This window comes from Photobacterium sp. GB-36, from assembly GCF_003026135.1.
Classification (GTDB): domain Bacteria; phylum Pseudomonadota; class Gammaproteobacteria; order Enterobacterales; family Vibrionaceae; genus Photobacterium.
The window spans coordinates 28,776-41,457 of record NZ_PYNY01000022.1 but is presented as its reverse complement, the minus strand read 5'-3'; the positions used below and the strand labels follow the sequence as shown (position 1 = coordinate 41,457).

Genomic DNA, 12,682 nt, shown 5'->3' with positions numbered 1-12,682 from the left:
TTTTCATGAATTTTAATAAACGTGGTTTAGGCAAAGGCCTTGATGCCTTGCTTTCTACCAGTGCAGTCGCACAAGCTAAGCAACAAACCCATCAACAAACAGCACTTTCGACTTCAAACAATGACAGTGAATTACGGGACCTTGCGATTGAACTGCTGCAATCAGGTCAGTTCCAGCCGCGTAAATCGATGGCTGATGATACGCTTGCGGAGCTTGCTGAATCGATTCAAGCCCAAGGGATCATTCAACCTATTGTTGTTCGACGTTTAGCTGATCAACGTTTTGAAATTATTGCCGGTGAGCGTCGTTGGCAAGCGGCTAAAATCGCAGGATTAACGACGGTGCCTTGTTTGGTTAAAAGCGTTGATGATCGCGCGACAATTGCTATTGCGTTGATTGAAAATATTCAACGTGAAGATCTCAATGTAATAGAAGAAGCGGTGGCTTTAGCACGACTACAGCAAGAGTTTTCACTGACTCACCAGCAAATTGCTGAAGCGGTCGGAAAATCACGTGCTGCCGTCTCTAACTTATTGCGTTTAAACCAGTTAAGCGAGCCTGTTAAACAATTAGTGGAGCAGAAAAAACTCGAAATGGGTCATGCAAGGGCTTTATTATCCTTAGATGAAACACAACAGTTAGCTGTAGCACAAAAAATTGTCGATAATTTGTTAACTGTGCGTGAAACTGAAAAACTGGTTAAAACACTTTTAAATCCATCAATACCTAAAGTGCCTGCATCACAAAGTGAACATGTTGTTTTATTACAAAACAGGCTAACTGAGCAATTAGGCACTAAGGTGGCGATTAATCAAACTAAAAGTGGCAAAGGAAAAATCGTTATTAACTTTGAACAGCAAGACAAGTTAGAGCAAATTCTTGCAATTCTCGATAATAAAATGTGATGTTAGAGCTGCAATTTTTGTTAAAAAAATAACATCATCGTGATCAAGTTAGAGTGTTGTAAAATCTAACTGTTTTTTTTGCTGCTATTTGATTGCAATCAATCTAATGAGCCGTATAATTTTCGCTGTTTTCCCAAGCACGGATTGTGTAAAGGAATGGACTCGAGGAACGAATACATGGTATCGACGCTAGCTAAACCGGGACGCCAACTGGCAAAACGGTTGTTGTTACTACAATCTGGCGTCGTGATAGCAACGGCATTAACGGCAGTTTTTGCTGTCAATGTTGACTGGGGAATCTCTGCATTGATTGGCGGTGGCATCTTTGTTATTGCCAATACTGTCTTCGCGATGTGTGCCTTCATGTTTAGTGGTGCTAGGAATGCACGGCTAGTCATGGCGTCATTTTATGGCGGAGAAGTGCTTAAAATTCTTATCACAGTCATCCTTTTTGCCATTGCTTACCTGTATATGGGAGTGGAACTTGTTCCTCTCAAACTAACCTATTTGCTGGCCCTTGGTATTAATATTTTTGGACCGGTTTTATTCATTAACAACAACAAATAGGATGAGTTATGGCTGCGCAAGGTGAAGCGCTAACGTCTGCAAGTTATATCACTCACCACTTGACCAACTTATCAACCGATAAATTGGGCTTAGTGAGTGAAGGTAGCTTTTGGGCGGTAAACATAGATAGCCTTATCTTCTCTGTTTTGACCGGTTTAGCTTTTCTATGGCTATTTCGTTCAGTAGCGAAGAAGGCATCATCAGGAGTTCCAAGTAAAGTACAATGTTTTGTCGAAATGGTTGTTGAATTCGTTGATACCAACGTCAAAGATACTTTCCATGGCCGCAATCCACTTGTAGCTCCGTTAGCACTAACTATTTTCTGCTGGATTTTACTGATGAATATCATGGACCTTGTGCCTATTGATTTCATTCCGTATGCCGCACAAAGTATCGGGATCCCTTATATGAAAGTGGTTCCAAGTGCTGACGTTAACATCACCATGGCAATGGCGCTAGGCGTGTTCGCATTGATGATTTACTACAGCATCAAAGTGAAAGGTCTTGTCGGTTTTGCTAAAGAACTGGCTCTTCACCCGTTCAATCACCCTATCATGATCCCGTTTAACCTTCTTCTTGAAGTGGTATCGCTATTAGCGAAGCCTATTTCACTAGGTATGCGTTTATTCGGTAACATGTTTGCAGGTGAGGTGGTGTTTATCCTAATCGCGGCACTAATGCCGTGGTGGGCTCAATGGCTAGGCTCGGTACCGTGGGCTATTTTCCACATTCTGGTCATTACAATTCAAGCTTTCGTATTCATGATGTTAACTATCGTGTACCTGTCTCAGGCACATGAAGACAATCATTAACGATTTTTTGTAACATTTTTTATTATATTGGCGTTTTGCCGACAACTATAAACTGGAGATAGTGATGGAAACTTTACTAAGCTTTTCTGCAATTGCCGTGGGCATCATTGTAGGTCTTGCTTCCCTTGGTACAGCGATCGGCTTCGCACTTCTAGGTGGTAAATTCCTTGAGGGTGCTGCACGTCAACCTGAAATGGCTCCAATGCTTCAAGTTAAGATGTTCATCATCGCTGGTCTACTTGATGCGGTACCAATGATCGGTATCGTAATCGCGCTGCTATTCACATTCGCAAACCCATTTGTTGGTCAGCTAGCTGGTTAATAAATCGTAATGTCAGCTTGTTTCAAGCTGACATTAAGTAGCAAATGGACTCTAGCAACCCTTTTAAAGGAGATGCGTTGTGAATATGAATGCAACTTTGCTGGGTCAAGCTATCGCTTTCTTCCTCTTCGTGGTGTTCTGCATGAAATATGTATGGCCACCGATTATGGAAGCGATTGAAGAACGTCAGAAAAAAATTGCTGACGGCTTGGCTGCCGCAGATCGCGCAGCTAAAGACCTTGACCTTGCACAAGCGAATGCTTCTGATCAACTAAAAGAAGCGAAACGCGCTGCGAGCGAGTTGATCGAGCAAGCAAACAAGCGTAAAGCTCAAATTATCGATGAAGCGAAAACGGAAGCACAAACTGAGCGCGAGAAAATCCTTGCGCAAGGTATGGCTGAAATTGAAGCGGAACGTAATCGTGCTCGTGATGAGTTAAGAAAACAAGTTGCAACTCTAGCTGTGATTGGTGCTGAGAAGATCATTGAGCGCTCCATTGATGTGGATGCTCAAGCCGATATTCTTAACAAAGTCACTGCAGAACTGTAATTAAAGGGGCAAGCATATGTCACAAATGACTACAATCGCACGCCCCTACGCTAAAGCAGCTTTTGACTTTGCGGTCGAGACGAACCAACTAGCTCAGTGGGCAGAAATGCTGAACTTTGCCAGTGAAGTAGCAAAAAATGACACTATGCAGGATGTACTGGATAGCGGATTTGCTGCGGATAAGCTAACTGAAATTTTTGTTTCAGTATGCGGTGAGCAACTCGATGAATTCGGTCAAAACCTTCTAAAGGTGATGGCTGAAAATGGACGCCTTAAGGCGCTACCTGATGTCTGTGATGAATTCATGCTGATGAAACATGAGCATGAGCACACCATCGAAGCGACAGTAATTTCTGCTATTGCTTTAGATGATAATCAACTAGATGCCATTAGCGTGAAACTTGAGCAGCGTTTAGCGCGTAAAGTTATGCTGACTTGCAGTGTAGACGAGACCCTGATTGCCGGGGTTGTAATTAGAGCTGGAGACCTTGTTATCGATAACTCTGTACGGGGCAAATTGAACCGTCTGAACGATACTTTGCAGTCTTGATTTGGGGAATTGGAGCATGCAACTTAATTCCACGGAAATTAGCGCACTGATCAAACAACGTATTGAAAACTTCAACGTTGTAAGTGAAGCGCGTAACGAAGGTACTATCGTTTCTGTAAGCGACGGTATTATTCGTATCCATGGCCTTGCTGACGTAATGCAAGGTGAAATGATTGAACTACCAGGCGGACTATTCGCACTAGCACTTAACCTTGAGCGTGACTCGGTAGGTGCAGTTGTAATGGGCCCTTATGCTTCTCTACAGGAAGGCATGAAGGTAACCGGTACTGGTCGTATTCTTGAAGTACCTGTAGGTCCTGCGCTACTTGGTCGTGTTGTAAACACACTAGGTCAGCCTATCGATGGTAAAGGTCCAATTGAAACAGAGACATTCTCTCCTGTTGAAGTAATTGCACCGGGTGTAATCGATCGTAAATCTGTTGATCAACCAGTACAAACTGGTTACAAAGCAGTTGACTCAATGATCCCAATCGGCCGTGGTCAGCGTGAGCTTATCATCGGTGACCGTCAGACCGGTAAAACAGCGATGGCTATCGATGCCATCATCAACCAGAAAAATTCTGGTATCTACTCTGTGTATGTGGCTATTGGCCAGAAAGCTTCAACTATCGCTAACGTAGTTCGTAAGCTGGAAGAGCACGGCGCACTGGAAAACACTATCGTAGTTGTAGCATCAGCATCAGAAGCTGCTGCGCTACAATACCTAGCACCATACTCTGGTTGTGCGATGGGTGAATACTTCCGTGACCGCGGCGAAGATGCACTGATCGTATACGATGACCTGTCTAAGCAGGCTGTTGCTTACCGTCAAATCTCACTATTGCTTAAGCGTCCACCTGGTCGTGAAGCATTCCCTGGTGATGTTTTCTACCTTCACTCGCGTCTTCTAGAGCGTGCTTCTCGTGTAAGCGAGCACTACGTTGAGAAATTCACTAACGGTGAAGTGAAAGGTCAAACCGGATCGCTAACGGCACTACCGATTATCGAAACCCAAGCGGGTGACGTATCGGCATTCGTACCGACTAACGTTATCTCTATCACCGATGGTCAGATCTTCCTACAAACAGAGCTATTCAACGCTGGTATTCGTCCTGCTGTTGACCCAGGTATCTCTGTATCGCGTGTAGGTGGTGCTGCCCAAACCAAGATCATCAAGAAACTGTCGGGTGGTATTCGTACCGCACTTGCACAGTACCGTGAACTTGCAGCGTTTGCACAGTTCTCGTCTGACCTTGATGACGCCACTAAGAAACAGCTAGATCATGGTCAGAAAGTAACTGAACTGATGAAGCAAAAACAATACGCGCCAATGTCTGTATTTGAGCAAGCGGTTGTTATCTTTGCAGCTGAAAAAGGCTACTTGAATGATGTTGAGCTAACTAAGCTTGCTGATTTCGAAGCAGCGTTACTTTCTTACGCGAAAGGTCAGTTTGCTGAGCTTGTAGCTCAGATAGATGAAACGGGTGCTTACAACGATGAAATCGCTGCGCAGTTTGCAAAACTGCTAGAAGATTTCAAAGCGACCCAGACTTGGTAATTGGTTGGTGATCGCTTGCGATCACCTTCTAACGGAGAGTAACGATGGCCGGCGCAAAAGAGATTCGTAACAAGATCGGTAGTGTTAAAAACACGCAAAAGATCACTAAAGCGATGGAAATGGTGGCTGCTTCTAAAATGCGTAAAACGCAGGAAGCAATGGAGTCATCACGTCCATACGCACAAACTATGCGCAAAGTGATCGGTCATATCGCCCTTGGTAGCCTCGAGTATAAGCATCCTTATCTTGAAGAGCGTGAAGCCAAGCGCGTTGGTTACATCATTGTTTCAACTGACCGTGGTTTGTGTGGTGGCTTGAACATTAACTTGTTCAAAAAAGCGATCACCGATATTAAAACATGGTCAGATAAAGGTGCGGATGTTGATTTAGCGCTAATTGGAGCTAAAGCAACAGCATTCTTTAATAGCTACGGCGGTAACGTAGCAGCTCAAGTATCAGGCCTTGGTGACACGCCAAGTGTTGATGAGTTGATCGGTACTGTTGGCGTAATGCTGAAGAAATATGATGAAGGCCAACTGGATCGTCTGTATGTGGTTTACAACCAGTTTGTAAATACCATGGTACAGCAACCAGTGATTGATCAATTGTTGCCTTTGCCTAAGTCAGAAGACGAAGAAATGCAGCGCAACCATTCTTGGGATTATATTTATGAGCCCGAGCCTAAACCGCTACTAGATACCCTATTGGTTCGCTATGCCGAATCACAAGTGTACCAAGGTGTGGTTGAGAACCTTGCCAGTGAGCAAGCGGCACGAATGGTAGCGATGAAAGCTGCAACAGATAATGCAGGGGATCTGATTGATGAACTGCAACTTGTGTACAACAAAGCCCGTCAGGCTGCGATCACACAAGAACTGTCAGAAATCGTTTCTGGCGCATCTGCTGTTTAAGGCAAAGAATTAATAAGTTTAGAGGATTAACGATGGCTACAGGTAAGATCGTACAGATCATCGGTGCGGTAGTCGACGTAGAGTTTCCACAGGACTCTGTACCACAGGTATACGATGCCCTTCATGTTGATGCGAAAGAGAACGGTACACTAGTACTGGAAGTTCAGCAGCAACTTGGTGGTGGTGTTGTTCGTGGTATCGCTATGGGTACTTCTGATGGCTTACGTCGTGGTTTGTCTGTTGAAAACACAGGCCGCCCAATTGAAGTGCCAGTAGGTACAGCGACTTTAGGACGTATCATGAACGTTCTTGGTCAACCTATTGATGAGTGTGGTGAGATCGGTGAGCAAGAGCGTTACGCTATTCACCGTGAAGCACCAAGCTATGAAGATCAGTCAAACGTAACTGAACTCCTAGAAACAGGTGTTAAAGTTATCGACTTAATCTGTCCATTCGCTAAGGGTGGTAAGATCGGTCTGTTTGGTGGTGCGGGTGTTGGTAAGACCGTTAACATGATGGAACTTATCAACAACATCGCCCTAAAACACTCAGGTTTATCTGTGTTTGCAGGTGTTGGTGAGCGTACACGTGAAGGTAACGATTTCTACTTTGAAATGCAGGAAGCAGGTGTTGTTAACATCGAAAAACCTGAAGAATCAAAAGTAGCAATGGTTTACGGTCAGATGAACGAGCCACCAGGTAACCGTCTACGTGTTGCATTGACTGGCCTTACTATGGCTGAGCGTTTCCGTGACGAAGGTCGTGACGTACTGTTATTTATCGATAACATCTACCGTTACACCCTTGCAGGTACTGAAGTATCAGCACTACTAGGTCGTATGCCATCTGCCGTAGGTTACCAGCCTACACTAGCAGAAGAGATGGGTGTACTTCAGGAGCGTATCACGTCAACGAAGTCTGGTTCTATCACGTCAGTTCAGGCGGTATACGTACCTGCCGATGACTTGACTGACCCATCACCAGCAACAACCTTTGCTCACTTAGATGCAACAGTTGTACTTTCGCGTCAGATCGCATCGCTAGGTCTATACCCTGCGATCGACCCATTGGATTCAACATCACGTATGCTTGATCCATTGGTTGTAGGTCAAGAGCACTACGACATTGCTCGTGGCGTTCAGAGCCTACTTCAACGTTATAAAGAGCTAAAAGACATCATCGCTATTCTTGGTATGGACGAGCTATCTGAAGAAGATAAGCAAGCTGTATCACGTGCACGTAAGATTGAACGTTTCCTAACTCAGCCTTACCACGTAGCAGAAGTCTTTACTGGTGACCCAGGTATCTACGTAACGTTGAAAGACACACTACGTAGCTTCAAAGGCTTATTAGCGGGTGAATACGACGATATCCCAGAGCAGGCATTTATGTACTGTGGTGCGATTGAAGACGTATTAGAAAACGCGAAGAAGCTGTAAGCTAATTAGGAGGCGACATGGCAGCGATAACTTTCCAGTTGGAAGTAGTCAGTGCTGAGAAACGTCTGTTCTCTGGTCGTGCTGAAAATATTCAAGTAACGGGTAGTGAAGGTGAGCTAGGTATTCATGCCGGTCACACGCCACTACTTACAGCTATTACCCCTGGCATGGTACGTATTACCAAGCAAGGTGGTGAGGAAGATGTAATCTATCTTTCTGGCGGTATGCTTGAAGTTCAGCCTTCTGCAGTGACGGTATTAGCCGATACAGCTATTCGTGGTATTGATTTAGACGCCGCGAAAGCAGAAGAAGCTAAGCGTCAAGCTGAGGAGCGCATCCATAATCAGCATGGCGATATTGACTTCGCACAGGCAGCCAGTGATTTAGCGAAAGCCATTGCTCAGCTTCGAGTAATTGAACTAACTAAACGCGCACGCTAGTCTGACGCTAAAGTAATATAAAAAGCGACCATTAAGGTCGCTTTTTTTATTGCTAAAAATCTTATTGATTGATGTTGTTTGGGGATATTTATTATTACAAAAATGATTTTCTATTAAGACTTTTGCGAGGTACACCTGTTATTTCTTAGTGAGAATTAAACAATTACGCTTAAATCTAGTGGAACTTGACGGTACAATACCAATTAAATAACAAATTTATGCATCAAGAGGGACATCCCATCATGCGCTTTAGTGCTGTGATTTTAGCTGCGGGAAAAGGCACCCGTATGTATTCTAACTTGCCAAAAGTACTTCATACTTTAGCCGGAAAGCCGATGGTCAAACATGTGATTGACACATGTAATGATCTTGGTGCGAAAAATATTAATTTAGTTTATGGCCATGGTGGTGACACCATGCAACAAGTATTGGCTCAAGAATCAGTCAATTGGGTACTACAGGCTGAGCAATTAGGAACAGGACACGCGGTTAATCAAGCGACCCCGAACCTTGCTGATGATGAAAAAGCATTGATTTTATACGGTGATGTGCCACTGATTAGTGCACAAACGTTAGAAAACCTGCTTGATGCTCAGCCTGATGGTGGCATTGCCTTACTAACCGTTGTTCTTGATGATCCAAGTGGTTACGGTCGTATTGTGCGTCGTAATGGTCCCGTAGTTGCGATTGTAGAGCAAAAAGATGCCACTGAAGAGCAAAAGCTCATAAAAGAAATCAATACTGGTGTCATGGTGGCTAATGGCGGTGATCTTAAGCGTTGGTTAGCGGCGCTTAAAAATGATAATGCGCAAGGTGAATATTACCTAACCGATATTATTGAGATTGCCCATGATGAAGGTCGTGCCGTCGAAGCGGTGCACCCTGTAAGCCCTATTGAGGTTGAAGGTGTAAATAACCGTATTCAACTTGCGCGCCTTGAGCGAGCTTTCCAAGCTCAACAAGCTGAGCGTTTATTAGAGCAAGGTGTGATGTTACGTGATCCTGCTCGTTTTGATTTACGTGGCGAATTACAATGCGGTACCGATGTTGAAATTGATGTTAACGTGGTGATTGAAGGCAGCGTTAGTATTGGTGATAACGTCGTGATTGGCGCCGGTTGTGTGCTTAAAGATTGTGAGATTGATGATAACTCAATTATCAGCCCATACAGTATGATTGATGGTGCGACGGTAGGTGAAGCCTGTACGGTCGGTCCATTTGCTCGTTTACGTCCAGGTACGGAGCTTCAAGATCAAGCGCATGTGGGTAATTTTGTTGAAATCAAGCAAACGCGTTTAGGTGAAGGCTCTAAAGCGGGTCATTTAACTTACCTTGGTGATGCTGAGATTGGTGCTAACGTCAATATAGGTGCAGGTACTATTACTTGTAACTACGATGGCGCGAACAAATTTAAAACTGAAATTGGCGATGATGTATTTGTTGGCTCTGATACTCAACTTATCGCCCCAGTTAAAGTTGCAAGCGGTGCAACTATTGGTGCCGGTGCAACGATTAATCGTAATGTTGGAGAAGGTGAGTTAGTGATCACTCGCGCACCCGCACGAACGATTCAAGGCTGGAAACGCCCAACCAAGAAGTAATTTTCAATTACGTTATCATTTTTAAAGCAGGAGTTTCTCCTGCTTTTTTATTGTCTATCTCCAACCCCCGCCCCTATATTCCTCTAGCTTTTCCATTCCAGTAGTTATTTCGAGAGAAAAATTATACCGAATCTGCATATTTGTTATTGATCGATTAATTTTTAAAACGCTATACTAAATTTCAAACTGAAACTTAATCTATCATTTCAAAACTTATGTCAAAACGTAATACGCAACAACGTCGCCATGCTATTGCAGCTATGGTTGGTATTGAAGGTGAAGTTAGTGTGGATACACTTGCTAGTCACTTCTCGACCTCTGAGGTCACAATTCGTAAAGATCTCGCGGCATTAGAAAGTTCTGGCTTATTGCTACGCCGATACGGTGGTGCCATTGCTATGCCGAGTGAAATAGTTGCAACTGGCTTAGAAGAAAAAGTTTCAGAACGAAAGTCAGCGATTGCGATTGCTGCCGCTGATCTGATCCGAGATCACAATCGCATTATCGTTGATTGTGGTAGTACAACAGCAGCATTAATTAACCTACTAAGCACTAAACAAGGCTTAGTGGTAATGACTAATTCTTTGCAAGTCGCGAATGCACTAAATGCACTTGAAAATGAACCGACCTTATTGATGACGGGCGGTACATGGGATCCGCATTCGGAATCATTTCAAGGCAAAGTTGCAGAATCCGTATTGCGTTCATACGATTTTGATCAGCTATTTATTGGTGCTGATGGCATTGATATCACGCGTGGCACAACCACCTTTAATGAGCTGACGGGGCTAAGTCGAGTGATGGCGGAAGTTTCTCGCGAAGTGGTGGTAATGATTGAGTCTTGTAAGGTCGGACGAAAAATTCCGAATTTAGAGTTAACGTGGCAAGGGATCGATACTTTAATTACCGATGATGGCATGAGTGATGCTGATACTGTTGCAATAGAACAACAGGGTGTGCGCGTGATTCGTGCCTATAGTGAATAATAACAAGTTATAAAGGATAGCAGTTATGTGTGGGATTGTAGGTGCGGTAGCACAACGTGATGTAGCAGAGATCTTAGTCGAAGGCTTACGTCGATTAGAATATCGCGGGTATGATTCAGCAGGTCTTGCCGTTGTTGATGAACAATTTAAATTACAACGCTTACGACGTATGGGGAAAGTTCAAGCCTTAGCTGAGGCGGTTAATGAAACGCAAGTTATTGGCGGAACGGGGATCGCGCATACACGTTGGGCAACACATGGCGAACCCTCAGAAGCTAACGCCCACCCTCATGTCTCTGGTGAGCATATAGCGATTGTTCATAATGGGATTATTGAGAATCACCAAGCATTGCGTGATCTATTACAACAACGAGGTTATGTTTTTTATTCTCAAACCGATACTGAAGTAATTGCACATTTAGTTGAGTGGGAACTGCGAACTGCCGATTCTTTATTAGCCGCTGTGAAGCAAGCTGTTACTCAACTAGAAGGCGCTTATGGTACCGTAGTGATGGATAGTCGCGATCCGGAACGTTTGGTTGTTGCGCGCTCTGGTAGCCCGTTGGTGATCGGATTAGGTGTAGGTGAAAACTTTATTGCGTCTGATCAATTGGCTTTGCTGAATGTGACTCGTCGCTTTATGTTTTTAGAAGAAGGCGATGTTGCCGAAGTCACCCGTCGTGATATTCGAGTTTATAATCAACAAGATGAGTTGGTTGAACGTGAAGTCACCGAATCTCATATTCAACATGATGATACGGATAAAGGTCATTATCGTCACTATATGCAAAAAGAGATCTTTGAGCAGCCAAGCGCTCTGATCAATACCATGGAAGGCAGGATCCGCAACAATCGCGTGATCTTGGAAAGTTTTGGTAATGAAGCGAAAACGATCTTTGATCATGTTGAGCATATTCAAATTATTGCTTGTGGTACCTCCTATAACGCGGGCATGGTGGCACGTTACTGGTTTGAATCTATTGCAGGAATTAGCTGTGATGTTGAAATTGCCTCTGAATTTCGCTACCGCAAATTTGTTACCCGTCCAAATAGCTTACTGATCACCCTTTCTCAATCAGGTGAAACAGCAGATACCTTAGCGGCACTGCGTTTAGCAAAAGAAAAAGGCTATATGGCTGCGATGACAATTTGTAATGTTGCAGGCTCATCTTTGGTACGTGAATCTGATTTAGCTTTTATGACCCGCGCGGGGGCTGAAATTGGGGTCGCATCAACTAAAGCGTTTACTACGCAGTTAGTCGCATTATTAATGCTTGTAACTGCATTAGGTAAGCAGCAAGGTACGATTGATAATGAGCAAGAAGAAAAAATCGTTCATTCACTACAGCAATTACCAAGCTTTATCGAGAAAGCATTAACGCTTGATAAGTCGATTGAGCTATTGGCTGAAGAATTCAGCGATAAACAACATGCATTATTTTTAGGTCGTGGTGAGTTCTACCCGATTGCTGTTGAAGCTTCACTTAAATTAAAAGAGATCTCGTACATTCATGCAGAGGCTTATGCGGCGGGTGAATTAAAGCATGGCCCACTTGCGTTAGTTGATGCTGAGATGCCTGTTATCGTGGTGGCACCTACCAATGATTTATTAGAAAAGCTCAAATCTAATATTGAAGAAGTACGTGCTCGCGGTGGCTTACTGTATGTGTTTGCCGATAGTGAAGCTGGATTTGAAGAGACCAGCGGCATGAAAATCATGACCATGCCCAGTGTGGATGAAATCATCGCACCGATTTTTTATACCATTCCGATGCAGTTGTTGTCGTATCACGTGGCTTTAATTAAAGGTACTGATGTTGATCAGCCTCGTAATTTAGCCAAAGCGGTGACTGTTGAGTAATGTCAAATGAGAAAAGGCGCAACTTGCGTCTTTTTTATCGGTACTCTTGATAACGTTTACTGTGTTGCGAAATAAAAAAATGCCTGATTATCCATACGATGTGCGATTCAAATTAAGAATAAAAGTCTGCTTTGATTTTATCTTATTGAATATTAAGAATTAAAAAAAATGAAAAATTGG

Annotated in this window: 13 protein-coding genes; all 13 read left to right on the top strand. The window is 43.7% G+C overall.

Translation table 11 applies throughout. The features are described from left to right. Positions 1-5 precede the first annotated feature (5 nt). The 13 genes from C9J46_RS16820 (at position 6) to glmS (ending at position 12,502) form a co-directional block, all read left to right on the top strand. Positions 6-905: a ParB/RepB/Spo0J family partition protein gene (locus C9J46_RS16820; RefSeq protein ID WP_107291261.1), complete on the top strand. Its 900-nt coding sequence runs from the start codon at positions 6-8 to the stop codon at positions 903-905. 177 nt (positions 906-1,082) lie between these two features. After that, positions 1,083-1,472, top strand: coding sequence for a F0F1 ATP synthase subunit I (locus tag C9J46_RS16815; RefSeq protein WP_107208086.1), 390 nt, complete (start codon positions 1,083-1,085; stop codon positions 1,470-1,472). Between the two features lie 8 nt (positions 1,473-1,480). Beyond that, the gene (gene atpB / locus C9J46_RS16810; protein ID WP_107208085.1) at positions 1,481-2,284 is read left to right on the top strand and encodes a F0F1 ATP synthase subunit A; all 804 of its coding nucleotides are present in this window, start codon (positions 1,481-1,483) and stop codon (positions 2,282-2,284) included. 64 nt (positions 2,285-2,348) lie between these two features. Then, positions 2,349-2,606, top strand: coding sequence for a F0F1 ATP synthase subunit C (gene atpE, locus C9J46_RS16805; RefSeq protein ID WP_005372317.1), 258 nt, complete (start codon positions 2,349-2,351; stop codon positions 2,604-2,606). A 79-nt stretch (positions 2,607-2,685) separates the two neighbouring features. Next, on the top strand, positions 2,686-3,156 hold the full coding sequence (gene atpF, locus C9J46_RS16800) for a F0F1 ATP synthase subunit B (RefSeq protein ID WP_005372318.1): 471 nt from the start codon (positions 2,686-2,688) through the stop codon (positions 3,154-3,156). A 16-nt stretch (positions 3,157-3,172) separates the two neighbouring features. After that, positions 3,173-3,706: a F0F1 ATP synthase subunit delta gene (gene atpH / locus C9J46_RS16795; RefSeq protein ID WP_107291260.1), complete on the top strand. Its 534-nt coding sequence runs from the start codon at positions 3,173-3,175 to the stop codon at positions 3,704-3,706. A gap of 16 nt (positions 3,707-3,722) precedes the next feature. Continuing rightward, entirely contained in the window at positions 3,723-5,264 is a 1,542-nt protein-coding gene (gene atpA / locus C9J46_RS16790) for a F0F1 ATP synthase subunit alpha (RefSeq protein ID WP_005372324.1), read from the top strand. 44 nt (positions 5,265-5,308) lie between these two features. Further along, positions 5,309-6,175, top strand: a complete 867-nt coding sequence (gene atpG, locus C9J46_RS16785) for a F0F1 ATP synthase subunit gamma (protein WP_005372328.1) — start codon at positions 5,309-5,311, stop codon at positions 6,173-6,175. A gap of 32 nt (positions 6,176-6,207) precedes the next feature. After that, the gene (gene atpD / locus C9J46_RS16780) at positions 6,208-7,614 is read left to right on the top strand and encodes a F0F1 ATP synthase subunit beta (protein WP_107208084.1); all 1,407 of its coding nucleotides are present in this window, start codon (positions 6,208-6,210) and stop codon (positions 7,612-7,614) included. 17 nt (positions 7,615-7,631) lie between these two features. Beyond that, positions 7,632-8,054 (top strand): F0F1 ATP synthase subunit epsilon, encoded by a 423-nt coding sequence (locus tag C9J46_RS16775; protein ID WP_107208083.1) that lies wholly within the window; start codon positions 7,632-7,634, stop codon positions 8,052-8,054. A 242-nt stretch (positions 8,055-8,296) separates the two neighbouring features. After that, positions 8,297-9,655, top strand: coding sequence for a bifunctional UDP-N-acetylglucosamine diphosphorylase/glucosamine-1-phosphate N-acetyltransferase GlmU (gene glmU / locus C9J46_RS16770; RefSeq protein WP_107291259.1), 1,359 nt, complete (start codon positions 8,297-8,299; stop codon positions 9,653-9,655). A 215-nt stretch (positions 9,656-9,870) separates the two neighbouring features. Further along, a complete protein-coding gene (locus tag C9J46_RS16765) occupies positions 9,871-10,641 on the top strand; it encodes a DeoR family transcriptional regulator (protein ID WP_107287978.1) in 771 nt (256 codons plus the stop codon). Between the two features lie 25 nt (positions 10,642-10,666). After that, a complete protein-coding gene (gene glmS, locus C9J46_RS16760) occupies positions 10,667-12,502 on the top strand; it encodes a glutamine--fructose-6-phosphate transaminase (isomerizing) (protein WP_107291258.1) in 1,836 nt (611 codons plus the stop codon). The last annotated feature ends 180 nt before the right edge of the window (positions 12,503-12,682 follow it).